Origin of the sequence: Edaphobacter sp., from assembly GCF_035763405.1 — a bacterium.
GTDB lineage: Bacteria > Acidobacteriota > Terriglobia > Terriglobales > Acidobacteriaceae > Edaphobacter.
Genome location: NZ_DASUBE010000051.1, coordinates 13554 through 37747, shown reverse-complemented (window position 1 = coordinate 37747; position 24194 = coordinate 13554). Strand labels below are relative to the sequence as shown.

Annotated in this window: 25 protein-coding genes; 9 read left to right on the top strand and 16 right to left on the bottom strand. The window is 62.5% G+C overall.

All coding sequences use genetic code 11. The features are described 5' to 3' along the window. The first annotated feature begins 10 nt into the window (after positions 1-10). Positions 11-1153: a serine/threonine protein kinase gene (locus VFU66_RS05165; protein ID WP_326445171.1), complete on the top strand. Its 1143-nt coding sequence runs from the start codon at positions 11-13 to the stop codon at positions 1151-1153. A gap of 67 nt (positions 1154-1220) precedes the next feature. Here the strand turns inward: VFU66_RS05165 and VFU66_RS05160 are convergent, their stop codons facing one another. The 6 genes from VFU66_RS05160 to murJ form a co-directional block, all read right to left on the bottom strand. Continuing rightward, positions 1221-2525, bottom strand: coding sequence for a dihydroorotase (locus VFU66_RS05160; protein ID WP_326445170.1), 1305 nt, complete (start codon positions 2523-2525; stop codon positions 1221-1223). Beyond that, positions 2522-3511 (bottom strand): aspartate carbamoyltransferase catalytic subunit, encoded by a 990-nt coding sequence (locus tag VFU66_RS05155; protein ID WP_326445169.1) that lies wholly within the window; start codon positions 3509-3511, stop codon positions 2522-2524. The genes VFU66_RS05160 and VFU66_RS05155 overlap by 4 nt, the downstream gene beginning before the upstream one ends. A gap of 8 nt (positions 3512-3519) precedes the next feature. Continuing rightward, positions 3520-4095, bottom strand: a complete 576-nt coding sequence (pyrR, locus tag VFU66_RS05150; protein ID WP_326445168.1) for a bifunctional pyr operon transcriptional regulator/uracil phosphoribosyltransferase PyrR — start codon at positions 4093-4095, stop codon at positions 3520-3522. Between the two features lie 63 nt (positions 4096-4158). After that, on the bottom strand, positions 4159-5460 hold the full coding sequence (locus VFU66_RS05145) for a Cif family virulence factor (protein ID WP_326445167.1): 1302 nt from the start codon (positions 5458-5460) through the stop codon (positions 4159-4161). An 87-nt stretch (positions 5461-5547) separates the two neighbouring features. Continuing rightward, positions 5548-6243 carry a zinc ribbon domain-containing protein gene (locus VFU66_RS05140; RefSeq protein ID WP_326445166.1) on the bottom strand — a complete coding sequence of 232 codons (696 nt, stop codon included), beginning with the start codon at positions 6241-6243 and terminating at the stop codon, positions 5548-5550. A gap of 74 nt (positions 6244-6317) precedes the next feature. Beyond that, entirely contained in the window at positions 6318-7985 is a 1668-nt protein-coding gene (gene murJ / locus VFU66_RS05135) for a murein biosynthesis integral membrane protein MurJ (RefSeq protein WP_326445165.1), read from the bottom strand. 125 nt (positions 7986-8110) lie between these two features. On the opposite strand from murJ, the gene VFU66_RS05130 reads away from it, so the two are divergent. Next, positions 8111-8386 carry a LysR family transcriptional regulator gene (locus VFU66_RS05130; RefSeq protein ID WP_326445164.1) on the top strand — a complete coding sequence of 92 codons (276 nt, stop codon included), beginning with the start codon at positions 8111-8113 and terminating at the stop codon, positions 8384-8386. An 80-nt stretch (positions 8387-8466) separates the two neighbouring features. On the opposite strand, the gene VFU66_RS05125 is transcribed toward VFU66_RS05130, so the two are convergent. The 3 genes from VFU66_RS05125 to VFU66_RS05115 form a co-directional block, all read right to left on the bottom strand. Then, the gene (locus VFU66_RS05125; RefSeq protein ID WP_326445163.1) at positions 8467-8742 is read right to left on the bottom strand and encodes a hypothetical protein; all 276 of its coding nucleotides are present in this window, start codon (positions 8740-8742) and stop codon (positions 8467-8469) included. 106 nt (positions 8743-8848) lie between these two features. Next, the gene (locus VFU66_RS05120; RefSeq protein ID WP_326445162.1) at positions 8849-9373 is read right to left on the bottom strand and encodes a MerR family transcriptional regulator; all 525 of its coding nucleotides are present in this window, start codon (positions 9371-9373) and stop codon (positions 8849-8851) included. A 115-nt stretch (positions 9374-9488) separates the two neighbouring features. Then, positions 9489-10619, bottom strand: coding sequence for an NADH:flavin oxidoreductase/NADH oxidase (locus VFU66_RS05115; protein WP_326445161.1), 1131 nt, complete (start codon positions 10617-10619; stop codon positions 9489-9491). 122 nt (positions 10620-10741) lie between these two features. Between VFU66_RS05115 and VFU66_RS05110 the strand changes: the two genes are divergently transcribed. Beyond that, positions 10742-11356, top strand: a complete 615-nt coding sequence (locus VFU66_RS05110) for a hypothetical protein (protein WP_326445160.1) — start codon at positions 10742-10744, stop codon at positions 11354-11356. A gap of 52 nt (positions 11357-11408) precedes the next feature. Here VFU66_RS05110 and iscX read toward each other — a convergent pair whose 3' ends face one another. From iscX to hscA, 3 genes are read right to left on the bottom strand one after another with little or no spacing between them, the layout of a single operon-like run. Then, complete coding sequence (gene iscX, locus VFU66_RS05105) at positions 11409-11624, bottom strand: Fe-S cluster assembly protein IscX (RefSeq protein WP_414649377.1); 216 nt, start codon at positions 11622-11624, stop codon at positions 11409-11411. A 49-nt stretch (positions 11625-11673) separates the two neighbouring features. Next, positions 11674-12102, bottom strand: coding sequence for a 2Fe-2S iron-sulfur cluster-binding protein (locus VFU66_RS05100; RefSeq protein WP_326445158.1), 429 nt, complete (start codon positions 12100-12102; stop codon positions 11674-11676). 33 nt (positions 12103-12135) lie between these two features. Beyond that, entirely contained in the window at positions 12136-14061 is a 1926-nt protein-coding gene (gene hscA, locus VFU66_RS05095) for a Fe-S protein assembly chaperone HscA (protein ID WP_326445157.1), read from the bottom strand. 76 nt (positions 14062-14137) lie between these two features. Here hscA and VFU66_RS05090 point away from each other — a divergent pair, with 76 nt between their 5' ends. Both VFU66_RS05090 and VFU66_RS05085 read left to right on the top strand, forming a co-directional pair. Further along, positions 14138-14581, top strand: a complete 444-nt coding sequence (locus VFU66_RS05090; RefSeq protein WP_326445156.1) for a VOC family protein — start codon at positions 14138-14140, stop codon at positions 14579-14581. 3 nt (positions 14582-14584) lie between these two features. Then, a complete protein-coding gene (locus VFU66_RS05085) occupies positions 14585-15097 on the top strand; it encodes a DinB family protein (protein WP_326445155.1) in 513 nt (170 codons plus the stop codon). A gap of 3 nt (positions 15098-15100) precedes the next feature. Here VFU66_RS05085 and hscB read toward each other — a convergent pair whose 3' ends face one another. Then, positions 15101-15718 (bottom strand): Fe-S protein assembly co-chaperone HscB, encoded by a 618-nt coding sequence (gene hscB, locus VFU66_RS05080; protein ID WP_326445154.1) that lies wholly within the window; start codon positions 15716-15718, stop codon positions 15101-15103. 101 nt (positions 15719-15819) lie between these two features. Between hscB and VFU66_RS05075 the strand changes: the two genes are divergently transcribed. From VFU66_RS05075 to VFU66_RS05065, 3 genes are all read left to right on the top strand, one after another. After that, positions 15820-16509 carry a DUF6624 domain-containing protein gene (locus tag VFU66_RS05075; protein WP_326445153.1) on the top strand — a complete coding sequence of 230 codons (690 nt, stop codon included), beginning with the start codon at positions 15820-15822 and terminating at the stop codon, positions 16507-16509. 164 nt (positions 16510-16673) lie between these two features. Further along, positions 16674-17534, top strand: a complete 861-nt coding sequence (gene lpxI / locus VFU66_RS05070; protein ID WP_326445152.1) for an LpxI family protein — start codon at positions 16674-16676, stop codon at positions 17532-17534. A 111-nt stretch (positions 17535-17645) separates the two neighbouring features. Next, the gene (locus tag VFU66_RS05065; protein WP_326445151.1) at positions 17646-18197 is read left to right on the top strand and encodes a peroxiredoxin; all 552 of its coding nucleotides are present in this window, start codon (positions 17646-17648) and stop codon (positions 18195-18197) included. An 80-nt stretch (positions 18198-18277) separates the two neighbouring features. Here the strand turns inward: VFU66_RS05065 and VFU66_RS05060 are convergent, their stop codons facing one another. Both VFU66_RS05060 and VFU66_RS05055 read right to left on the bottom strand, forming a co-directional pair. Continuing rightward, a complete protein-coding gene (locus VFU66_RS05060) occupies positions 18278-18910 on the bottom strand; it encodes a hypothetical protein (protein ID WP_326445150.1) in 633 nt (210 codons plus the stop codon). Between the two features lie 158 nt (positions 18911-19068). Next, a complete protein-coding gene (locus VFU66_RS05055) occupies positions 19069-20904 on the bottom strand; it encodes a lytic transglycosylase domain-containing protein (protein WP_326445149.1) in 1836 nt (611 codons plus the stop codon). Positions 20905-21257: 353 nt separating this feature from the next. On the opposite strand from VFU66_RS05055, the gene lepA reads away from it, so the two are divergent. Beyond that, entirely contained in the window at positions 21258-23060 is a 1803-nt protein-coding gene (gene lepA / locus VFU66_RS05050; RefSeq protein WP_326445148.1) for a translation elongation factor 4, read from the top strand. A 446-nt stretch (positions 23061-23506) separates the two neighbouring features. On the opposite strand, the gene VFU66_RS05045 is transcribed toward lepA, so the two are convergent. Beyond that, positions 23507-24178 carry an OmpH/Skp family outer membrane protein gene (locus VFU66_RS05045; protein ID WP_326445147.1) on the bottom strand — a complete coding sequence of 224 codons (672 nt, stop codon included), beginning with the start codon at positions 24176-24178 and terminating at the stop codon, positions 23507-23509. Between the last annotated feature and the right edge of the window lie 16 nt (positions 24179-24194).

The window sequence follows — 24194 nt, the reverse complement described above, 5'->3', positions numbered from 1 at the left end:
TGGAAGCCCAATGCCCTGGCTCCCCGGAACCCGCATCGACTCTTACGAAATTGTTGGCCCGCTTGGCGACGGCGGCATGGGCGAGGTCTTTCGTGTCCGCCACCTGATCTCCGACCGCATCGAGGCCATGAAGGTGCTGCTCTCCGCAGCTTCGAGCAATCAGGAGATGCTCGACCGCTTCACGCGCGAGATCCGCGTGCTCGCCGCGTTGAACCATCCCAACATCGCCGCGCTCCATACTGCCTTCCGCCACGAAAATCAGCTCGTCATGATCATGGAGTACGTCGATGGTCTGGACCTGCGCCGCATTCTTCCGCAGGGCATCTCGCTCGACCAGGCCGTCGCCTATACGCGCCAGGTACTCGCCGCGCTCGACTACGCGCACTCGCAGCACGTCATCCACCGCGACATCAAGCCGTCGAACATCATGCTCACCTCCACCGGCCAGGTGAAGCTGCTCGACTTCGGCATCGCGCTCGCTACACCGGACCCGCGCCTGACCGTAGCCGGAACGGTCGTCGGCTCCATGCACTACATCCCGCCCGAGCAGATCTACGGCGAGCAGCCCGACGAGCGTGCCGATCTCTACGCCATGGGCGTCACGCTCTACGAGATGATCACCGGCAAGCTGCCTATCGAGGGCGCAAACTATCCGCAGGTCATCGCCAACCATCTCCAGCACCCGCCCGTTCCGCCGCACCAGGTCAACCCGCGCGTGCCGGAGCCGATCTCGCTCGTCACGATGAAGGCGCTCGACAAAGACAAACGCAACCGCTGGCAGAGTGCCCGCGAGTTTCTCGCCGCGCTCAACCTCGCCTACCCGGACCCATCCACGCACCCGCATGGAGCATTCGTCACCGCGACTCCGCACGTCGCTGCTGGAACGCCCGTCACACCGCACGTTGCGCAACCGGCGCAGCACGCCAGCGGCACCGGCTCGAAGTATCAGCCTGAACAGCTCAGCGAGATCTCTCACAAGCTCGCCAACTACGTCGGCCCCATCGCAAGCGTATTGGTCAAACGCGCGTCCAGCAGCTCGAACAATCTCCGCGAGTTGTGCGATCAGGTTGCCGCAGAGATTGAATCAGACGATGCCCGCCAGAAGTTCCTCGCTTCGGTACGCGGCCAGCTTCGCTCCAGCGGCTTACTGTAGTCAGTCCGTTGATTGGTCTTTCCATTCCACAGCGCAGCGGAGAAATCTGCTGTTCACCGAGTGCATCTCATCCGCGAAACACAATTCGCCCTTCGCAGATCGTAGTCCGCACACGGCCAACCATCGCAGCGCGGTCGAACGGCGTGTTGCGAGACTTCGACCGCGAATCCTTCGCGTGGAAGTTCCACTCCGCCGCCGGGTCGAAGACCACCACATCGGCATAGCTGCCTGCGCGTAGCGTCCCGCGGCCATCGAGCGAGATCGCCCTTGCCGGATTCACGCTCATCAGCTCGACCACCCGCGCCAATGTCATTCCTTGTCCGCGATGGAGTACGCGCAGCGCCAACCCCAGCGCGGTTTCCAGACCCGTGATCCCGTTCGGAGCGCGTTCGAACTCCTGCTCCTTCTCGTGCGCAGCATGGGGAGCGTGGTCGGTGGCGATGCAGTCCGCTGTCCCGTCCATCAACCCGGCGACCATCGCCGCGCGGTCCACCTCAGCGCGCAGCGGAGGATTCATCTTCGCGTGCGTGTCGTAATCGCCAACCGCCTCGTCCGTCAGGGTGAAGTGGTGCGGCGCGACCTCGCAAGTGACGTGCAGCCCCTCGCGTTTCGCCGCGCGAATCGCCTCCATCGCCCGCGCCGTCGAAACGTGCTGCACGTGCAGATGCGGCTTCAGCCCCTCGGCCTTCTCAATCTCGCGCAGCAGCCGAATGTCGCGTTCGACGATCCGCGCCTCGGCCTCGACCGTCATTCCGCGCAGGCCCAGCCGGAACGCTACTGGCCCGGCGTTCATGCTGCAACCGCCGGTCAGCCGCGTATCCTCCGCGTGCTGCGAGACGGGCACGCCCAGCCGAGCCGCCGTCGCCAGCGCAACGCGCATCGCGTCATCTTCGAGCACAGGCTTACCATCGTCGGTAAAGCCCACGGCCCCGGCTTTACGCAGCGCGGTGAAATCGGTCAGCTCCATGCCCATGCTGCCCATCGTCGCTGCAGGCATGGTAAGCAGCTTCACCACCGACCCGCGCGCCGCATCGAGCATCCACTCCAGTCCCGCCACCGAATCGTTCACCGGAACGGTGTTCGGCATGGCCACCACAGTGGTGAATCCACCGGCAGCGGCTGCCGCCGTCCCCGTAGCAATCGATTCCTTGTATGTCTGCCCCGGCTCACGCAGGTGGACGTGAACATCCACAAATCCCGGCGCAACTACGCAGCCTGCCGCATCCACGGTCTCCGCCGCCGCTACGCCCTTCAGCGTACCCGGAGCTTCCACGGCAGCCACACGCCCATCGCGCAACAGAACATCGCGCTCAGCATCGAGCCCGCTTGCAGGATCCACCACGCGCCCGCCCAGAATCAAAATCTCGCTCATACTCGTATGCTCTCAAAGCGGCCCGCACCCAGCGCGCGAACCAGCAGCGCCGACCTCACCGCCAGCCCATGGTGTACCTGATCCTCGACTGCGGACTGCGGCCCGTCGGCCACCTCGCCCTCAATCTCGACGCCGCGATTCATCGGCCCGGGATGCATCACCAGCGCCTTCGCCGCGTATGTTGCCGCTCGCTCGCGGCTCAACTGATACCCGGCGACATAGTCGGCGAGATCCAGTTCCAGTCCGGCCAGCCGCTCCTTCTGGATGCGTAGCATCATTACCACCTGCGCGCGCCTGAGCGCAGCATCGAAGTCGCGCATAATCTCGACGCCGCTGCCTAAACCGAGTGCAGTCTCAGGCAGCAGCTTCTCCGGTCCGCACAGCAACACCTTTGCGCCGAGCCTCGGCAGCAGCAGCGCATTCGAGCGCGCCACGCGGCTGTGCAGAATGTCACCCGTGATCGCCACTGTCACGCCCGCGAGCGAATCGGCGCGGGCCGTGGTCGCGGCATCAGGCCCATGCAGCCGAGTCAGCATCGTGCGCAGATCCAGCAGCGCCTGCGAAGGATGCTCGTGCATTCCATCGCCCGCGTTCAGCACCGGCAGCGCGGTCATGCGAGCCAGCAGAAACGGCGCACCCGAGCAGGGATGTCTGAGGATGATGCACTCAGCGCCCAGCGCGCGCAGCGTCAGGCCGGTATCCTTCAGGCTCTCGCCCTTTTCGATAGACGAAGATTTGTCGCTGACGAGCGTGGTCGTTGCGCCCAGTGACTTCGCCGCCAGCTCGAACGAGGTCCGTGTCCGCGTGCTCGACTCATAAAACAGCAAGGCCACACGTCGCCCGGCAAGTATCTCGACGCGCTCGGCGTGGGACATCCGCTCAATCCGCGCCGTCTCGGCCAGAATCGACGAAACCTCTTCCAGCGGTATGCTCGCAATCGTTAACAGAGAACCCGGCGCGTATCCAGCATCTCTTCGCGTCGTCACACCGGCCATCAATCCACCCGTTCCACCAGCAGAACCTGGTCCTGCCCATCCACCTCGGACAACATCACTTCGATAATCTCCCGCTGCGAGGTCTGCACGGTACGACCAACAAACGTCGCTTCAATCGGCAACTCGCGGTGCCCGCGGTCGATCAGCACCAGCAGCCGGACACTCTTCGGGCGGCCCTGGTCGAAGAGCGCATCGAGCGCCGCGCGAATGGTGCGGCCCGTGTAGAGCACGTCGTCCATCAGCACAATGTCGCGGCCCGTCACATCAAAGCCAATCGCGCCAGTTGTCACCTTCGGACGCGGCCCATCGGTCGAGAGGTCGTCGCGGTAGAAACTGATGTCGAGCACGCCGGTGTCCACCGGGTGTTTCTCGATCTTCTCGATCATCGCGCCCAGCCGCTGGGCCAGCGGAACGCCGCGTCGCTTGATGCCAACCAGGCCGACGTTCTTGCTGCCGTCGTGCTTTTCCACGATCTCGTGTGCCAGCCGCACCAGCGTGCGCTCGATCTCGGAGGCGGACATCAGCCGGCCCTTTTCCCGAATCTTGTGAGTTGCCGTTCCTATAGTTTCGCTCATACTGTTCGCGCTTGATGATACCAGCAGCCAACCCCGCCTATGAAGCCCCTGCTTCGGCGCGCCTTAGCCCAGAGTCTGCTCGGAGACGATCCGCCACTCACCGTCAATCCGCTTCAGCCGGATCTGCGTCGGAAGCCGCTGTTCTACCTTGCCCGTCCCGCTGTCCGTCACCAGGTGCTTCACCAGCAGTATCCGCGCGGTCGTATCTGTCTGCTGAGCAACCACGACGTCATCCAGCGTAAGCGTCCACGTCTGGCCTCGATGGTGAATCGCCTCCTGCTGGGCCGCCATGATGTCTGCTCGGCTCACATCCGTGCGCAGAAAGTACTTTTCCACCTGGTCGGCGTAGAAGGCAGCCTGCGCTCCGGCGTCCTGTCCTTTCAGCGCGTCGGCCCAGTTGGCCAGCCACTTCTTCGGATCAGGTTCGGCCAGCTTCGCGGCTTCAGCGGCGCTTTCGGCGTCGGCCGCCGCAGCCTCTCGCGCCGCCAGTTGCACGGCTGCTTTTTGCTCAGGAGTCAACACAGGAGCGCCGGGAACGGTGTCCGACGCGCTCTCGCTCCACCGGGAGCGCCAGTCGCCCGTCTGCTGGTTCAGTTGGGCACGATGCAGCCATCCCTCCTCCACCACGCCCGCCAGCACAAAGACGACCAGCAGCGTTGCAAAGATCTTGACCAGCGAGCGATCTTTCGCGCGTTCCGGCTTCGTTCGCCTGGACTTGCCTTCGGTCTCCGGAACCTCCGCATCTTCAGTTCGATGCACCAACTGGGGCTCGATCACGGCGTCCGGCGGAGGCAGGACAGCGTAGGTTGCGAAGTGGTCGGAGGCTGCATCCGGCTCAGGCGTAGCCACATCGGCGACCGGCGACAAATAGGGCAGAGTGTCGTCCTCGACGAGGTCGGCGCTCTGCCTGCGCTCTTCGGCCGGAAGCGGCAGAGGGGCAGCAACTGCGGCCTCAGGCACTTCGGCAACGGCGGCGGCAGCGCCTTTATTGACCAGCCTGGGCTTCAACTCGTTCGCTTGAGATGCTCTGCGCCGGGCCAGGTCGATGTCCATGCGCACCAGCTCCAGCACCCCGTCCAGTTTGCGCTGCACCAGCTCATTCTGCGGTGCCGCGTCGCCCACCAGCGCAGAGGCGAGGTACGTTACATCGGCCTCAATCGCAGTCCTGCCCTCGTCGGCGGGTCTTACCTCGAAGACGGCGCGGTCATTGCGGTTGATCCGGTGCGTCGGCCCCAGCCCGCGCAGCACAATGGCGCTGCCTTCGCGCGTCACGTCGCTCCACTGCGTGCGCAGACACGTCTCCAGCGTCCGCGAAACCAGGTCCGCGTCTGGAGAATCCACCATCTCGCACGTCTGAAATCTCACGTTCTCTTACCCGGTCCTCTGCACGATCGATGGAAACGAGTGCTTCGATTCTACTGCTACAGGCAATCATTCACGATGCAGAAATTCTCACGCCGAAACCTTGGTCCGCGTGCGCAACATGCCGCTCACCGCTCCGCCCAGCGTCGAGAGCAGCAGCAGAAATCCCGCCCCCATCGAGATGCCGGTCAGCATAAAGCCCACGCGAAACTCAGGGGTTGCAATAAAGCGCAACATCTCCGGCAGCTCCGGACTGGCCGCGCCGCTCTTCTGGATCTGTTCGTGCAACTGCGCCAGTTGCGCGGTTAACTGCGTGTCGAACCCGGCCATGTTGTGCAGGCCATAGCGTGCCACCAGCCCGGCAACGGCTGCCGAGCAGGCCAGTCCCACTACCAGCGCCAGTCCCGTCACCAGCCCAATCCGCGCGCCCACTCCGGCATCCATCCACGCCTGCGGCTTTCTGCGCTGGTAGAACCCGAGCGCGATGATCGAGCCGCTCAGCGTCCAAAGCCAGCTCAGCGGAGACACCACGCCTACCCGCGCCGCCACCAGGCTCAGCGCGGCGGCAACTCCGGCCACCGCCAGCGCGCACCGGATGGCCGTCTTCCACTCCACCTGTCGCGGACGCGGAGGCGGCAGCGCGCCGGTCGTCTCGCCCTCCGAGGCGCTGGTCTGCTGCTCGTACTCCTGTAGAAAGAGTTGTGGAGAGCCGCAGTGCGGACAAAAGGGCGAAAGGCCGTCACCGGCAGGAAGCTCGCCGCCGCATCGGTGACAATACTCTTGCATACTCTGAAGCTACCCCAGCCAACGGAGCGCGGCAAGTTGTCGCAAGCGGCATCCATGCCAGCGGGCCGCTCCCGTCAGGCGCGCCGCGAGAGAAGCTGCTGAGGCAGCTTCGAGCCGGTCAGCGCGAGGACGCCCCAGCAGAGCGCGGCCCACACAACGCTCGCCGCTGCGATGATGAGTACATCGCTTCGGTACCCGTGCGAGAGAGGAACGCAGCGAACCACAGCGGCGGCTCCGCCAAAGCTGATGAGCGCAGCCAGCAGAGAGCGTGCAAGCTCTCTGCCTTCGAGTCCGGTGATAGGCACCAGCTTGCTCCGGTCGAGCAGCACGGCGAGCGTGGCCGTCTGGGTCACGATGCCTACGTCTGACGCAATGGCCAGTCCCGCCATGCCGACCGAGTGGAAGAAGAAGCGATACACCGGAATCGAGAGCAGAGTGATGATGCTTCCGGCAACTGCAGGCGTCAGCGTATTGCGTGCCGCGTAGAAGGCACGAGCGTAGATGCCCTGCGAGGTCCACAGCGCCAGCGTGATGGCGAAGATGGCGAAGTACTTCGCCGTGTCGGCGGCGTCGATGCGGTTGAAGGCTCCTCCGCGAAAAAGATCGAGGATCGGAGAGGCGAGCGCAATCATCCAGGCCGCGACGATCAGTGACGCACAGAACACGCGCGAGACAGCGCGGTTGACCGCTCCGGCGAAGTCGCCGAGGCGCTGCTGGCTGAACAGTGTTGAGAAAAACGGCAGCGACGCGGCCCCGGCAGCCTGTCCGATAATGCCCATCGGCGAGTTGAACAGCGTCTTGGCGACGTTCAGGTGAGTGATGCCACCCGTATCGTAAGAAGCGAAGAAGCTCAGTATCCACTTGTCCGCCGTAACCAGCGAGACGCCGATCATCAGCGGCAGCGACAGCTTGAGCCACTCAATAAATGCAGGATGTCGCAGATTGAAGATCGGGTGGTAGCGCAGTCCGATGCGTCGCGCACCAAAAGCGTTCAGCGCCGCCGGGCCAAGAATGACTCCAGCCAGCACACCGATCACCAGCGAATAGATGCCAAACCTCTGTGCGAGAAACACGGCCCCGAAGATGATGCCGAGGTTGTAGATGAGCGGCGTGATGGCCTGATAGATGAAGATCTTGCGCACCAGCAGCTTCGATCCGATGACGCCGCCGATGAAGAAGAAGAGCTGCGCGGGCAGAAGCAGCCGCGTCAGCGAAGTGGCCAGCGCAGCGTTCTCCGCGCTGAAGCCGTGAAACTTCCAGTGGACATAGACCGGCGCGAAGATCTCGGCCAGCAGAATCGCCAGGCCGAAGACGATGATCATTGCATTGAGGACGGCGGAGATGGCGCGGTCGCCGCCCTCTTCGTCGCCCGCCGCGCGGTAACGGTCGAGGATCGTAATCAGCGAGATGGACGCCACTCCGCCCACCAGAAAGTAAGCCAGCATGTCGGGCAGCTCGAAGGCGGCGTAGTATGCATCGGCCTGCGGCCCTGCCCCGAAGATGTGGTTGATGATCTTGGTCTTGACCAGGCCCAGTACGCCCGAGCACAGCGTCGAAACCATGATGAGCAGCGTGGCCGAGTACGCCGAGTGCCGGGCCGAAGGACGCAGCCACGAGAACAGCCCCTGGCTCGGGGAGTGAATACTCTCAAGCGCCGGCTCGGGTGTAGGTTCGGGCGTGAGTTCAGGCCCAGGCTCCGGGCCGTTTGGAGAGGTCGCGTTGGGGTTCGGGCTCGATGGCAAGGATGAGGAGTCTCGTTCGCCTGGCAGTGCTGCTTTGGTTGATTCTATCGGGTGTGCCTCACGCGGGCTTATGCTCGTGAGGTAGCGGGGGTGGTTCGCCCTGTGGACAATGCGAGGAGCGGGGTTTGGAAAACTTTCGGCTGAGAGTCTTTCGGGCGGTGGCGGACGAGATGAGCTTTCGCAAGGCGGCGGAGGTGCTGCATCTGAGCCAGCCTGCGGTAAGTCAGCAGATACGCGCACTCGAAGAAGAAGCTGGAGCGCGGCTGTTCGACCGGGGCGCGAGCGAAGGACATGGGACGCAAATTGCCCTGACCGAGGCCGGGAGCGTCCTGCTGCGCTACGCGAAGACGGCCGCGGCAACGATGGAAGAGGCGCGGCGCGCGCTGGCGCAAGGCCGATGATTCAGGGCGTATTGCTCTGGGTGGTCATCGCCACGCTGTCGCTTTGGGCGATTCATGTGGGATGGATCGCGCTCTAGCGCCTACTCGTCGCGTCGCGGAGGCTGGATGGCAACGTGAGCACTGCTATCGGGGGACTCGGTCCAGTGTTTCCATGTCTCTTCTGTGCGGACGGGCCGGGTGTGTTTCGTCAATGACGAGAGCGAAAGCCCGGCGATGGTGAAGCTCACCATCTGGCGCTGACTGCACCTCAGGCAGCGCACCGGATAGCGCATCAGCACCATCTGCCAGAAGTCCTCTGAGCGCAGCCGCGAGCGCCGAAACGACTGGCCGGAGCAGTACTGGCACTGAATCGGCATCGCACCGCGCGTCGAGCCGATACTGACAGTCTTGCGGCTGCGGGATCTGGATCCGGTTCGGGGGTTGTTCGAAGATGTGTCGAAGGGGTTCATGCAGTCGTCCGGGCTAATGCCTCGCGTTGTCCGGCGGCGTGGTCATATCGAAGAGAGGCGAGGAGGTACGGCGCGTCTCCGCTGTCTTCCGCGGCCTGACGATGGGGTGGAGCACGGAAGCGCGCGGCGCGGCCGGTTTCGAGAGCAGATCGAGCAGATCGCGGAGGTCCTTCTGAAGCCTGCGCAGCTTTCGCGGCTCGATGGCCTGGGCTGCCTCGCTGATGCCCAGCGCAAGCTGCGGCTCCTTGTGCTTGGTCTCGGTCTTGAACGCCTGGCGCGCGCCCGGAATGGTGTAGCCCTCGCTGTAGAGCAGCGACTTGATGCGCAGCGCAGTCTCGACATCACGGCGGCGATAGAGCCTCTGCCCGGTGCCGCCCTTGTGCGGCTTCAGGTTAGGAAACTCGCTCTCCCAGAAGCGCAGAACGTAGGCAGGCACATCCACCAGCCGCGCCACCTCGCCAATGCGGAAGTAGAGCTTATCCGGGATCTCGGACCCGGAGGGCGGGGAAGACTTGCGGACTGGTTGATGCTGCGCCATACCAAAAGCTCCGTCGATCGCGCGGCCATAATAGGGCCGCCGTCCGGCTTGCTTGTAAGTATAGGCCACCAAATGCTTCGTGACTTGCAATTTTTCCCGCTTTGCGCAGGCAACCTCAGGCGGTCGGAGTGGCAACCGGCTGGCGCGGCGGCGTCTTCGCGCTCGCAGCGCGGAGATACTGAATGGGCCACGTCATCGGCTGTTCAAGCTGCTGCGCGGCATGGAGCGGCCAGTAGGGATCGCGCAGCATCTCGCGCGCCAGCAGCACAAGACTCGCCTCGTCACTCTGAATGATGCGGTCAGCCTGCGCTGGCGCCGTAATCATGCCGACAGCCCCCGTCGGTATCTCCGCCTCGCGGTGAACCGTCGCCGAGTGAACCACCTGATAGCCGGGCCCCAGCGGGATCTGCTGCCCCGGATGATTGCCGCCCGTCGAGACGTCGATCAGATCAACGCCCTCCTGCTTCAGCAGCCGCGCGAAGGTCACAGATTGATCAAGCGTCCAGCTCTCACCAAGCGACTCCGGTGTCCAGTCCGTAGCGGAGATACGGACAAACACCGGCAGATGCGCAGGCCACGCGGTGCGCACTGCACGCACCACTTCCAGAGGAAAGCGGACGCGGTTCGCAAACGTCCCGCCGTACTCGTCGGTGCGGTGGTTCGAGAGCGGCGAAAGAAACTCGTGCAGCAAATAGCCATGCGCCGCGTGAACTTCGACGACATCGAACCCAGCCGAGCGGGCACGAACGGCGGCGGCTGTGAAGTCCCGAACGATCTTGTCCATTCCCGTGCGATCCAGCGCCGTCGGCAGCGGATAAGCATCGCTAAACCGAACCGCCGAAGGAGCAACGGCCTGCCAGCCGCCCTCCTCGGGCGGAACCGTATGGGTCTTCTCCCAGGGAGGCGCCATGCTGGCCTTGCGTCCAGCGTGCGCCAACTGCATCCCGGCGTAGGCTCCATGCTGGTGCAGAAAGGCTGTGATCTGCGCAAGCATAGGGATGTGCTCATCGTCCCAGATTCCCAGATCGAAGGGGCTGATGCGGCCCTCCGGGTTCACGGCGGTGGCCTCCGTCAGCACCAGTCCCGCGCCGCCGACGGCCCGGCTACCCAGATGCACCAGATGCCAGTCAGTCGCATGGCCGTTGGCAGACGAATACTCGCACATCGGTGAGACCGCGATCCGGTTGGGAAAGGTTAAGCCGCGTAGTTTCAAGGGAGAGAAGAGATGGTCCGATGGTTCGCTCACGAAACATTGGATGCTCTGTGCAGCCAGAAAGAGGAATTATTTCCTGCTCCCGAAGCCGCCTGTTGAACCGGACCGCACCGGGTGGCGTATCGTTCTCTGATGGAGAACCTGGAGGGGTTGGCATGTCGGTGAAGCAAGCTCGAACGATTGCGGCAATTCTGGGCGGAGCGTCCATGCTGGTGCTTCTGAGCGGCTGTCACGTCTCCGATAACAAGCACGGCGACAGCGACAACGTGAAGATCTCGACGCCTTTTGGTGGAGTGCAGGTCAAAACCGACAACGCCGCCGTCCTGGAACAGATCGGCCTGCCGCAGTATCCGGGCGCAATCCCGGTCAAGAGCGACAGCGACAAGGGCTCGGCCGACGTGAACCTCAACTTCGGCAGCTTCCACCTCAAGGTCAATGCCGCCGGCTATCGCACCACCGATAGCCCTGACATGGTCAAAGCCTTCTACCGCAAGGCCCTCTCCAAATACGGCGATGTGATCGAGTGCTACAACTACAAAACCGTCGGCACTCCCACGCAGACCGCGCAAGGGCTCACCTGCGACGACCACAGCGGAGGCCACGTCTCCATGCGCGATGACCTGACCGGCCATACCCAGCTCAAGGCCGGTTCAAAGCAGAACCAGCACATTGTCGAGATAGACCCAGAAGGCAGCGGCACCAAGTTCGGCCTCGTCGCCCTGGATCTGCCCGGCCACCTTGGCAGCGACAAAAACAAATCCTCGCAGTGATGTCTCGCGCCCATGGTCATGACGCTGCGATGCGCAACCCGCCGGCAGGCGCCTACTTCGCGTCCTCGTACTCCTCGTTCCAGGCCGACTGGATCGCCTCCAGAATGCCTTCATTCGACTTCGCCGGATCGCCAACAAACCCCGGAAGGCCGGTCACATACTTGTGCAGGTCGGTAAAGCGCACAGAGTAAGGCTCAATCTCCGGGTACTTCTCCTGCAACAGAATTCCAATCTCTTCCGCATCGGTCCAGTCAATCTCACGCGCCACAAAATCCTCCGTCTTCATCCGTTCTTGTCCGCGCAATCCGCGGTCGGCCTTACGCTCCCGGCCCGTGAGCAGGCTTGCCTTCCTGCACATAGTTTCGATTCCACTTTGGAATCTCGACCACATAGGTCCCCGGCTTCTCGATGATGGCCTGGCAGCCCAGCCGCGAGTTCAACTGCACGTCCGCAGCCGTCTCCATGCGATCCAGCTCCTTGTCCTCAGCCTCGCTGATGCCCTGCGCGCCCTCCTTCACCCACAGATGGCAGGTCGTGCACGCACACACCCCGCCGCACGCATGGTCGAGAAAGATGTCGAAGTTTTCCGCGACATCCAGAAACGACATCGGCTCGCCATGCCCCTCGTAGGGCAGCGAGCCAAACGGAAACTCCACTGTCCTGCCCTGCGGCAAAAACGTCACTCGCACCATACCCTCGCCCGCAGGCTTCGACAGATCCACTTCTTCACTTTTCATCTCAGACATATCCCTATTTTCCGTCAAACCAGCCTCTAATCCCTAACTCTTGTTGATCTCCGCTTTGGCAAACGGATGCGGCGCCGAAGGTCCTTCGCCGATGCTCTCGCCAGCCGACTCCATCGTCTTGCCTTTCATCGCGCCCGAGACGGCAGAGTCCATCATCAGCTCCGCAAACCGCCGCGTGGCCTGGTCCAGTGCTTCAATCGCAGTACGAATCGCCTTGTAGTCCGTGCCTTGCATCGAGGCGCGCAGCCCAGCCTCAGCCTCACCAATCCTGGCAATCTCGTCGCCGGAGAGCAACCCCCACGCAGCATGGCTCCTGCCCTTGTCCACTGCGGTCAGAATCGTCTCCGCCTCATTCTTTGCCTCAACCACCTGCCGCTCGCGCAAATCTTCTTCGGCGTTGTCGAACGAAGACAGAATCATCGACTCGACTTGCTCGTCCGTGAGCCCATACGTCGGCTTCACCTCAACCTCGGCCTCTTTGCCGCTCCTCTGCTCTCGCGCGGAGACGTGCAGAATGCCATTGGCATCAATCAAAAACTTCACCTCGATGCGCGGCAGCCCCGCCACCATCGGCGGAATGCCCTTCAGGTCAAACCGCGCCAGCGAGCGGCAGTCCTTCGCCATCTCGCGCTCGCCCTGCACCACGTGGATGGCAACGTTCGTCTGTCCGTCCACGCCGGTCGTAAAGTGCTCAGTCGCGCTCGCCGGAATGGTCGAGTTGCGCTGAATGATCTTCGCCACCACCCCGCCCAGCGCCTCAATGCCGAGCGAAAGCGGAGTCACATCCAGCAGCAGCAGGTCTTCGGTTGCCTTTGATCCGCCCGCCAGAATCTGCGCCTGCACCGCCGCGCCCAGCGCCACCACCTCATCCGGATTCAGCTCCGTGTGCGGCGTCTTTCCCCGTGCCTTCAGGTCGAAGAGATCGTCCACCAGCGCCCGCACCGCCGGAATCCGCGTCGAGCCGCCCACCAGCACCACTTCATCAATCTGCGCCGCCGCCAGCCCCGCGTCCTTCAGCGCCTGCTTGCAAGGCCCGGCCGTCCGGGCAATCACACCCTTGGTCAACTCATCAAACTGTAGCCGCGTAATCTCCCGCGAGTACTTTTTGCCAGACGGCAGCGTCACATCCAGCCGCGCCACATCCGCAGTAGAGAGTGCAATCTTCGCCTCGATCACCGCCTTGCGCACGGCCTGCACTGCCTCACCGTTCGCGCGAATGTCCTCGGCGAGGTCGCCCGCAATGTCGTCGAGCGCAATCCGAATCAGCAGGTTGTCAATGTCATCGCCGCCCAGATGCGTGTCGCCGCCCGTAGCGATCACCTCGAAGATCCCCTCATGCAGCTTCAGGATCGAGACATCGAACGTCCCGCCGCCGAAGTCATACACGGCAATCAGGCCATCCTTGTTCTTCTCCAGTCCGTAGGCCAGCGCCGCCGCCGTCGGCTCGTTCACCAGCCGCAGCACTTCCAGCCCGGCAATCCGCCCAGCATCTTTCGTTGCCTGCCGCTGCGCGTCGTTGAAATAGGCGGGAACAGTAATGACGGCCTTTGTCACCGGCGCGCCGAAGAACCGCTCCGCATTCTTCTTCAACTGCATCAGCACGTATGCCGAAATTTCGGGTGGTGTCAGCAGCAGCCCGCCCACGCTTACCTTCAGCACCTCACCCGGCTTCAGCCCGTCCGCCAGCCGGAACGGAAACAGCTTCAACTCCTCCTCGACATCGAGCATGTCGCGCCCCATCAGTCGCTTGGCCGAGTACACCGCGCTCGCCGCATCCTCAATCAGCGTCGTCCGCGCCGGATTGCCCACCACAACGCCCTCGTCGGTCCACGCCACCACTGACGGCACCAGCCGCTCGCCGTCCTCGCCGGGAATCACCACCGGCGTCCCCCCCTGCATAAACGCCACAAGGGAGTTCGTCGTTCCCAGATCAATCCCTACAACCCGTTCCTCAGCCATCGAAGTCCTTTTTGTCCTTATCGTTCTATTGTCCTACAATCGCATCTCGAAAGCGCGTACTCAGGAGATAGCCCTCATGTCCGGCCATGTGAGAAACTACACTGCCACCGTCATCCCCAGCCTCCGTTACCGCGACGCGCTCGCCGCCATCGACTGGCTCATCCGCGCCTTCGGATTCGAGAAGAACGCCGTCTACCTCGGTCCCGACAACAAAACTGTGGCCCACGCGCAACTCACCTTCGGCAACGGCATGATCATGCTCGGCTCGGTCGACAACGGCGGCGAGTTCGGCAAGCTGATGGCCCAGCCCGACGAGATCGGCCTCCGCAACACGCACGGCGTCTACCTCGTCGTCACCGACGCCGACGCCGTCTACGCCACGGCCAAAGCTGCCGGGGCCACCATGGTCCTCGACATACGCGACATGGACTACGGCGGCCGCGCCTTCACCTGCCGCGACCCCGAAGGCCATCTCTGGAGCATCGGCACCTACGACCCCTGGGAACAGCCGAACTCCTAGCCCGTGCCCAATGGCCGTGATACCGTCATGCTCATGGAGCTGAACCCTTACGCGAAGTTCCTCGCCGGTCAGGATCCCGTGCGTGTCCTGACCACCACATCAGAGAGGCTTCACGCCCTCACCGCCACCCTGTCCGGCTCTCAGGTCAATCACGCCCCGGCCCCCGGCAAGTGGAGCCTCCGCGAGATCCTCGCCCACCTCGCCGACTGCGAGCTGGTCTTCTCATTCCGCCTCCGCCAAACCCTCGCCGAAGACCACCCCGTCATCCAGCCGTTTGAGCAGGACAACTGGGCCGAACGCTACGCTGCCTACGATGCCGCCCCAGCTCTGGCCCTCTTCCAGGCCGCGCGCGACTGGAACCTGCGTCTCATTGCAGGCGCCACCGAAGCCGATCGCCAGCGCCCCACCACCCATCCTGAGCGAGGCACCATGACCTTCTGGACCATTGTCGAAACAATGGCCGGCCACGACATCAATCATCTTCAGCAGATCGAACGCCTTGCGGCCAGCGCGTAGCGGCTAGACCTCCAGCGCGTCGTTCACATCCCGCACCAGATTCCGCAGATAGCTCCGCTTATTCAGCAGCGCCACCATTGCGTCCTTCGCCCGCGCCTTCGCCGCCTCGTCGCCTGCATCTACGCCCGCATCCCACGCGGCCCACAGACCTTCCAACTCTGCCTGCGTCTCCACCATCTTCGCGTCAAACGAATCCTTGGCGGTCATCAGATCGCGCCGCAGCTCCGGCTCGTCTTCGCCCATCTGCCTGGCGGCACGCATCTCCTGCAACTGCATGTTCAGCTCAAAAACCTCTTCCAGCAACTCCGGCGGCACCACCTGCTTCTTCTCGACGCCCGTCGCGCGCGCCGCATCGGTCGCCGCCTTCGACTGTTCCTCCAGTTCCACACCCTCCAGCTTCAGCAGGTACTGCGTTCGCAGAATCGGGTCCTTCAGCGTGCGATAGGCATCGTTCAAGAGCGACGACTCCGCCAGAGCCGCCTCCTGCTCCGCCACCGGCCGCGAAGCAAACCGGTCCGGATGCAGCCTCCTGCTCATCGCATAAAACGCCTTCTCCAGCGCCGCCACGTCAATCTTCAGCTTCTCCGGCAGTGCAAACACCGCAAAATAATCCTTCGCCAAAATACCCTCCGCCGTTTGGTCGCGCAGCTTTAGTTGGACACTCGGCACCTCCCCACGAAGTCCGGCGCGCCGAGCAGGCAACATCGTTAGAATACGGCATCATGCCCAGGCACCTTACCGTCGTCGCCATACTCGCAGCCATTGCTCTGCCGCTCACAGCCCAGACCAAACCCACCGCCGAACCCGCATGGAAGACGGCCATCGAAGCTCGTCGCCAGCAGCTCATCCAGAAGAACGGCTATGGCACCGACTCAGCACTCCGCACCCAGCTCATGCAGATGCGCTCCACCGACCAGACCGCCCGCGGCTTCGCGCCATCGTCAGCAACCAGGAAAGAGATGATGCAGAAGCTGCCCGTCACCGACGCCGAACTCACGGGCGAACTCAAGCAGATCGTCCAGCAGAAGGGCTGGCCCACCATCGCCCTCGTCGGCATCGACGCCTCCAACGCCGCCATGCTCATCCTCACCCACACTGCCGACCACGCCTGGCAGCGCCAGATGCTTCCCCAGCTCGAGCAGCTCGCCGACACCGGAAAGATCGATCCCTCCAGCCTCGCCTTTGTCGTCGATAAAGAGCTGGTCGCCCAGGGCAAGCTCCAACGCTACGGCACGCAGTTCAAATACATCAACGGCGGCCTGGCGATGTACGGCGTTGAAGACCCCGGTGGCCTCGACGCCCAGCGCGCCCGCGCCCTGCTGCCGCCCATCGACGTCTACAAACAGCAGCTCACCGCGATGTACCACATCCCCGCCTCAAAGCAGATCGTCACCGCCACGCCGCAGAACTGAGCACCTGCGCTTCTCTCATCGGTCATTCTGACCCTGAGCGAAACGAAGGGGAAGAATCCCCGCATTTTGCTGGCGGGCCAAATCATTTCGGGGAAGCGAAAGAAAGCGCACTGCTTGCTGACCGCATTTTTCCCCCGCACGCCGCTTCAGCTAAAGTAAAGCGAATGCCGAAACTCGGTCTCATCGCCGGCAACGGACGCTTCCCTTTTCTGCTGCTCGAAGCCGCTCGCGCTCACTCGCTCACTGTCGTCGTCGCCGCCATCAAAGAGGAGACTGACCCGGAGATCGACGCCCGCGCCGCCGCCGACCCCGAGATCCACGTCCACTGGCTCTCGCTCGGCGAACTGTCGAAGCTCATCGAGACCTTTCAGCGCGAAGGCGTCACGCGCGCCACCATGGCCGGCCAGGTCAAACACAAGCAGATTTTTTCGAGCATCCGCCCCGACTGGCGTTTAGCTAAACTCCTGCTCAACCTGCGCACGCGCAACACGGACATGCTGCTCGGAGCCATCGCCAAAGTGCTCGCCGACGAAGGCATCGAGCTCATTAGCTCCACCCAGTACCTCGAACCGCTGCTCGCCAAACCCGGCGTCCTCACCCAGCGCGCACCGGACGAAGAAGAGGCAAAGGACATCGCTTACGGACGCACCGTAGCCCGCGCCATCGCCGGCTACGACCTCGGCCAGACTGTCGTCATCGCAGCCCAGGCCTGTGTCGCAGTCGAAGCCATGGAGGGCACCGACGCCACCATCGAGCGCGCAGGCACACTCTTCCGCACGCTTGAAGCAGGAGATGCAAATGGCGAGCCAACCACACTCCGCCGCACGCTCACCGTCGTCAAAGTCGCCAAGCCCAACCAGGACATGCGCTTCGACGTGCCCGTCATCGGCATCGGGACCATCGACGCCATGCAGCGCGCCGGGGCCACCTGCCTCGCCGTCGAGGCAGGCCGCACGCTCCTGTTCGACCCTGCCGCCATCACTCGCGCAGCCGACGAGGCAGGCATCACCATCACCGTCGAATAGCCGCAGTTGTCATCCTTTTGTCACGACAGGCGTAAAATTCCGCTCAGCGCGCGTCTTATCCGCAAACTCACCCGTCACCACAAAAAGGCTTCAGCAAAAAGGGGAACCATCATGCACAAAGGAATTCTGTCCACCATCGCCATAGGTGCCGTTGCCGTAGCATGTGGATTCGGCGTCAAGGCCCATGCAGCGCCCCCGACCGAGATCGCCGTCGGATCGACCGCGCCCAACTTCACCCTGCCCTCGCAGGAAGACAGGCCCATCAGCCTCTCCGAGTTCAAGGGCAAATGGGTCGTCCTCTACTTCTATCCCAAAGACCAGACCACCGGCTGCACCATCGAGGCGCACAACTTCCAGCGCGATCTGGACAAGTACCACAAGCTGAACGCCGTCGTGCTCGGCGTCAGCCTCGACACCGTCGCCAGCCACAAGGCCTGGTGTGCTAAAGATACCTTCAACTTCAAGATGCTCGCCGACCCCGATCACAAGGTCGTCGATCTCTACGGCGTCCCCATCAAAACCTACGGCCCTATGCACTTCGCCAACCGTGAAACCTTCCTCATCTCGCCCGAAGGCAAGGTGGTCAAGGTCTGGCCCAAGGTCGATCCCAACGTCCACAGCACCGAGGTGCTCGCCGAGATCACCACCGACGAAAAGAAGTAAGCGAAGCAGTCAGCAGACGCAAAAAGGCCCGGCCCTCAATCGAGGAGTCCGGGCCTATTTGCTTGCCTTAGGTGGGGAGATTACTTCTTCTTGGCAGCGGCCTTCTTCTTCGCGGGAGCTTTCTTCGCCGCTTTCTTGGGGGCCTTCTTCGCTGCCTTCTTCACTGCCTTCTTTGCTGCTTTCTTAGTTGCCAATGTAGTACCTCTCGTTGTTGATTTTTTACCGCCAGCACTCTTTTTCCCAGTCGCTTTTTTACGAGCGACCTTACCGCCGCGACGAGTACTGGCTTTTTTCGCGGCAGAACCTGATGTCTTTTTAGCGGCGCTCTTCTTCTTCGCAGCAGCCTTCTTCGCGGCCTTTTTGGCTGCCTTCTTCGCAGGAGCTTTCTTCGCTGCCTTCTTTGCCGGGGCCGCTTTCTTCGCGGCCGCCTTCTTCTTTGCAGGAGCTTTCTTCACGGGAGCAGGAGCCTTCTTCACCGGAGCGGCCGGAGGCGGAGCAACCGGTGCGGGCGGCAGTACGATAACGGCCTCTTCGCGGCGCACCTCAATCTCATGTGGGCCTTCGTCTTCTTCGGAGGTCATCGTCACTTCTTCTTCTTCGTCGTCGTCGAAGCGACGTACCAGATCGTCGTGGTCGTCGTCGTGCTCATCGCCGAAGTGGTTGTAGTCGTCGTCCGCCGCTGCATGAACTTTGATCGTGTCGTCAAACGTCATCTTTGTTTTCCCTCGCTCGCCTGTCCAGCTTCTGCTTCTCTATTGCGTCTTTCTGAATACGATGCGGTGAAACAATCCTTAATGCTCCGGCACGAGATTCTAGCAACAGGATGCATCCAAGCGCCAGCGAAGGCAAGCACTCTTTTTCTGAAGGTAGCTTAACGGCCAGCTTTCGATTTCGTTTTGGAAGTCCTCTTCTTCTTCGTCGCGCTCGATTTCGCACTCGACTTCTTCTTCGCTGTGTGCCCGGAAGCCGCATGAACAGAGGACGAGCGCGTATGCGACGAACTCCGCCGCCCCGACGTTCTGCGCCTCACTCGACCATGCGGGGCAAGCCGTACCGGCTCCGAGACCAGCAGCATTCTTCCCGCCGCCACCGTGTTCGTCCGCATGTGGTTCCATCGGCGCAGCTCTTCCACCGACACGCCGAACCGGTCCGCCACCGTAATCAGCGTATCGCCGCGGCGCGTTCTGTAATGCTCCGGCCGCACCGTCCGGCTCGCCGTCGCCACCGGAATCACCAGCTCATCTCCCGTATCGACCGGATCGCCTGAGGCAATATCGTTCTCTTCGGCAATCTCGCTCGTGCGCGAATGAAACTCCGTTGCAATGCTCGCCAGCGTCTCGCCGTCGCGCACCACGTGAAACCGCCACGTATCGCGCTTGTCTTCTGGAATCTCTTTCATGCGCGACTCAAACGTCGCCGTGGTGCCCACCGGAATGTGCAAGTCAAACGGCATATCGCTCGGCGTGGTCATGCGCAGCAGGCTCGGGTTCAGCGCGACAATCTCTTCCAGCGACGCGCCGGTCACATCCGCCACCAGGCGAAGATCGATCGCGCTATCCACCGTCACCGTGTCCGAAAGAACGGCAGGATCGGAGACAACCTTATCCAGTCCATACTGCGCCGGGTTCTTCGCCATAATGATCGCCGCGATAATGCCCGGCACATAATTCTTCGTCTCCGCAGGCAGCACGCCGCGCCGGTAAAGCTCCCAGAAGTCGGCGTAGCCTGTCTTCATCACCGCGCGCTGCACGTAGCCCGGACCCCAGTCATACGCCGCCATCGCCAGATACCAGTCGCCGAACTGGTCGTACAGCGACTTCATATACCGTGCATACGCCTTCGACGATTTTTCCGGATCGAACCGCTCATCGAACCACCCATTACGCACCAGACCATACGCGCCCGTCGGCATAAACTGCCACATCCCGCCCGCGCCCGATCGCCGGTTCAACGCCTGCGGCTGAAAGCCCGACTCGGCTACCGCGAGATACATCAGGTCCTGCGGCACGCCCGCCTCGCGCAGGTCCCGCGAGATCATCTCCTTGTATTTGCCCGCGCGCGCCAGCGAAGCCATCAGGTGCGCATGACCCTTCGGGTTGTTCGAAAAGTAGTTGATAAAGCCGGCTACATAATCGTTGACCACCAGCGGAAAGTCCGACTGCGTCGTCTTCAGTTCCGTCTCCAGCTTCTTGGTCAAGGCAGCGTTCGGCGGAAACGTCACCTCGTCGGCTGTGTCCAGCGGAGCCGCCTCAAGCTGCGGAGAGAACCCGTTCCCCTGCTTCAGCGCCGCCATCTCCAGCGAGTTCACCTTGTCCAGCAGGTTTTCAAACTCATCGGAGAGCTGCGGATCGTTCTTCAGGTCCATGCCGCTCGATAGCATCAGGTCCACGGCAGCATCGAAGTACATCCGCGCCGCGTCCATGCGTCCCGCGTTGTAGCTGTTCACACCATTCTGATAAGCCTGCTCGGCCTCGTTGATAAGCTGCTGGTCCTTCGCGGTCTTCTGGGCGGTCGCTGCTGTCTGCGCATAAGGAGCGGCCACGGGCGCAGCCTTTGCAACCTCGATCGCAGGCGCCACCGGCTTCGGAGCAAGTGCAGGAGCCATCGCCTGCGCGGGCATCTTACCCGGCGCAGCCGCCTGATTCTGAGGACACCCAGCCAACAAGACCAGCGGCGCACAAGCCACCACCACTCCCAAACGCCGCATCCAGTTCCTTAAACGAGTCCGCTCCATCTTCTCCAGCCATTGTAAGACGCCGCGGTCAAATTCTCCGTGTTATCGGTCTCTCTTCGCGCAACAGCAGTCTATTGAGTGAGCCCAGCGTCATCGAATATGAAGCCGTCCGTCCGCCAATGGCGACATCCACCGCGCGCTCGCGCGGACTCCCGTTACGCAGCATCATCGCGTCCGCGTCGCGATGCGCCTGTACATCACGCCCCGTCAACGTGCGCGTTCATCGTTCGCTTTCTCGCAAAATCTACTCCACCGCGCAGGCCCGCAACTGCGTTTTGCCGGGCGGACAAATGTTAACATGGAGTTTGAGGCCTCCCAGCTACACCATGGATCCCAGTCACATCCGCAACTTCGCGATCATCGCGCACATTGACCACGGCAAAAGCACGCTCTCCGACCGCCTGCTCGAACTCACCGGCTCGCTCACCTCACGCGAGATGCAGGCTCAGGTGCTCGACGCGATGGACCTCGAGCGCGAGCGCGGCATCACCATCAAAGCCCACACCGTCCGCATGATGTACCAGGCGCACGACGGCGAAACCTACCAGCTCAACCTCATCGACACGCCCGGCCACGTCGATTTCTCCTACGAGGTCTCCCGTTCACTTGCCTCCTGCGAAGGCGCGCTGCTCGTCGTCGATGCGTCACAAGGAGTCGAAGCCCAGACGCTCGCCAACGCCTACCTCGCCATCTCGCACGGCCTCGAGATCATCCCCATCATCAACAAAATCGACCTGCCGAGCGCCGACATCGAGCGCACCAAGGAGATGATCGAAAAGTCCGTTGGCCTGCCCGCCTCCGACGCCATCCCCGTCTCCGCCAAGACCGGCCAGAACGTCGCCGAGATCCTCGAAGCCGTCGTCCACCTGCTGCCGCCGCCCAAAGGCGACCCCGAAGCTCCGCTCCAGGCCCTCATCTTCGATAGCTGGTTCGACCCCTACCGCGGCGTCATCGTGCTCGCCCGCATCGTCAACGGCACGTTGCGCAAGGGCATGAAGATCAAGGTCATGTCCAACGGCAAGGTCTTCGACATCGAGAGCATGGGCGTCATGACACCCAAGCCTCTCGAACTCACCCAGCTTTCTGCCGGCGAAGTTGGCTTCTTCGTCGCCACCATCAAAAACGTAGCCGACACCCGCGTGGGCGACACCATCACCGATGCCGAGCGCCCATGCGCCTCGCCACTCCCCGGCTTTGAAGACATCAAGAGCATGGTCTTTGCCGGCCTCTACACCGTCGATTCGCACGAGCACGCCCTCCTGCGCGACGCACTCGAAAAGCTCCGCCTCAACGACAGCTCCTTCACCTTCGAGCCCGAGTCCTCCGTCGCCCTCGGCTTCGGCTTCCGCTGCGGCTTCCTCGGCCTGCTCCATCTCGAAATCATTCAGGAACGCCTCGAGCGCGAGTACTCGCTCGACCTCATCACCACCGCCCCCGGCGTGCGCTACAAGATCACCCTCACCGACGGCTCCGTCGTCGAGGTCGATAATCCCTCGCGCTGGCCCGACCCTTCCGAGATCGAGCAGATCGAAGAGCCCGTCATCACCGCCAAGATCCTCACCAACGAAGAGTACGTCGGCGGCATCCTCAAGCTTGTCGAAGAAAAACGCGGCCGCCAGCAGAACTTCGAGTACGTCTCCGAGACGCGCGTCATGCTCACCTACGAGCTGCCGCTCAACGAAATCGTCCTCGACTTCTACGACCGCCTCAAGTCCGTCTCGCGCGGTTACGCCTCGCTCGACTACCATCTCGCCGGCGCCTGGATCTCGCCCATGGTCAAGATGGACATCCTCATCGGCGGCGATCCCGTCGATGCCCTCTCCGTCATCGTCCACCGCGACTCCGCCTACGAGCGAGGCAAAGCCCTCGTCTCCAAGATGCGCGAACTGATCCCGCGCCAGATGTTCGAGGTCGCCATCCAGGCCGCCATCGGCTCCAAGGTCATCGCCCGCGAGACCGTCTCGGCCCTCCGCAAAAACGTCATCGCCAAATGCTACGGCGGCGACATCAGCCGCAAACGCAAGTTGCTCGAAAAGCAAAAAGAGGGCAAGAAGCGCATGAAGCGCATCGGCAAAGTAGACATCCCGCAGGAAGCCTTCCTCGCTGTCCTCAAGGTCGGCGAAGAATAGCCAATCGTGACCACGGTCATCCCGAGCGCCAATGCTGACCGCCCAAGATAGATTTTGAACGCAACCAAATGTATTGTCATTCTGAGCGAAGCGAAGAATCCCCGCATTTCGCTCGCAGCCGCACAACATAGCGCGTCCCGAAACACCTCAGCGGCGCACCAGCATGTAACATGCCTGTAACGTCGTCCTGTGGAAACGGCTGAAATTGCGCCACTTGTCCCGGATGCAGCAGAACCGGCGACCCTGCTGAAATGATCTCCGCATAACCGCAGCGTTTGCAGAGATTTGCAAGGTCGTATCCAATCTCAGGCCCCGCCCTTACCCAGTACAACCGCACGCATCCGCGAAAAACCACCCACCGCGATCCACAGTTTTTTCCACAGGAAGGCGCTCTGAGACAGCAAAAAGGGGAGACCCTCGCGGATCTCCCCTCACTGCCGGAAAACCTACTTCCTGGTTGTCGTGGAGTGCGCCGCAGGATGTGCAGCGGTGTGCGCTGCCGGAGCCGCCGGCGTTGCGGCCACCGCCGGGTTCGATGCGTTGTACGCATCCACCACGGCCTTGGTCACATCGATGTTTGGGCCAATCCACATAATGTTGCTGGCCTGGCTGCTCACATCCATCAGCATCGTGAAGCCGTTATCGGCGGCATACTTCTTCGCGGCCACCGAAACCTTCTGCGCCACCTTGCCGTAGGCCTGCTGCAGGTCGGCGTTGTACGCGGTCTGCGCGTCCTCGGCCTCGCGGTTCAGGTCCTTCTCTTTCGCGTCGATGGCCTTGACCTTGGTCGAGCGGTCCTCGTCGGTCATCGTCTTCGGCGCGGCCTGCAGCTCTTTCTTCAGCGTATCGACTTCCTTCGAGAGCGACTCGATCTCCGCCTTCTTCGGAGCGTACTTCGTCTGCACGCTCTTGACCGCCTGCTGGCCTTCGTTAGTGAGGAAGACGGCCTGTTCAAACTCGATCAGGGCAATCTTTGCGGGAATAGCTTGCGGCGCGGCCGCTGCTGCGGCTGCGGGTTGGGGCGCGGACGGTACCGCGGGAGCGGCTGTCTGCGCCATCATGGCTGCGGTCATCAATCCCGCGCCCAGGGCGGAGACAAGAACAAGGTGGCGATTCATGGTGTGGTGGTACTCC

Excerpts from the sequence above, each read along its gene's own strand:
- VFU66_RS05165 (WP_326445171.1), top strand. The coding sequence starts at position 11 with ATGCCCTGGCTCCCCGGAACCCGCATCGACTCTTACGAAATTGTTGGC.
- VFU66_RS05160 (WP_326445170.1), bottom strand. The coding sequence starts at position 2,525 with ATGAGCGAGATTTTGATTCTGGGCGGGCGCGTGGTGGATCCTGCAAGC.
- pyrR (WP_326445168.1), bottom strand. The coding sequence starts at position 4,095 with ATGAGCGAAACTATAGGAACGGCAACTCACAAGATTCGGGAAAAGGGC.
- VFU66_RS05140 (WP_326445166.1), bottom strand. The coding sequence starts at position 6,243 with ATGCAAGAGTATTGTCACCGATGCGGCGGCGAGCTTCCTGCCGGTGAC.
- VFU66_RS05125 (WP_326445163.1), bottom strand. The coding sequence starts at position 8,742 with ATGCCGATTCAGTGCCAGTACTGCTCCGGCCAGTCGTTTCGGCGCTCG.
- VFU66_RS05120 (WP_326445162.1), bottom strand. The coding sequence starts at position 9,373 with ATGGCGCAGCATCAACCAGTCCGCAAGTCTTCCCCGCCCTCCGGGTCC.
- VFU66_RS05110 (WP_326445160.1), top strand. The coding sequence starts at position 10,742 with ATGTCGGTGAAGCAAGCTCGAACGATTGCGGCAATTCTGGGCGGAGCG.
- VFU66_RS05100 (WP_326445158.1), bottom strand. The coding sequence starts at position 12,102 with ATGTCTGAGATGAAAAGTGAAGAAGTGGATCTGTCGAAGCCTGCGGGC.
- hscA (WP_326445157.1), bottom strand. The coding sequence starts at position 14,061 with ATGGCTGAGGAACGGGTTGTAGGGATTGATCTGGGAACGACGAACTCC.
- VFU66_RS05090 (WP_326445156.1), top strand. The coding sequence starts at position 14,138 with ATGTCCGGCCATGTGAGAAACTACACTGCCACCGTCATCCCCAGCCTC.
- VFU66_RS05075 (WP_326445153.1), top strand. The coding sequence starts at position 15,820 with ATGCCCAGGCACCTTACCGTCGTCGCCATACTCGCAGCCATTGCTCTG.
- lpxI (WP_326445152.1), top strand. The coding sequence starts at position 16,674 with ATGCCGAAACTCGGTCTCATCGCCGGCAACGGACGCTTCCCTTTTCTG.
- VFU66_RS05065 (WP_326445151.1), top strand. The coding sequence starts at position 17,646 with ATGCACAAAGGAATTCTGTCCACCATCGCCATAGGTGCCGTTGCCGTA.
- VFU66_RS05060 (WP_326445150.1), bottom strand. The coding sequence starts at position 18,910 with ATGACGTTTGACGACACGATCAAAGTTCATGCAGCGGCGGACGACGAC.
- VFU66_RS05055 (WP_326445149.1), bottom strand. The coding sequence starts at position 20,904 with ATGCGGCGTTTGGGAGTGGTGGTGGCTTGTGCGCCGCTGGTCTTGTTG.
- lepA (WP_326445148.1), top strand. The coding sequence starts at position 21,258 with ATGGATCCCAGTCACATCCGCAACTTCGCGATCATCGCGCACATTGAC.
- VFU66_RS05045 (WP_326445147.1), bottom strand. The coding sequence starts at position 24,178 with ATGAATCGCCACCTTGTTCTTGTCTCCGCCCTGGGCGCGGGATTGATG.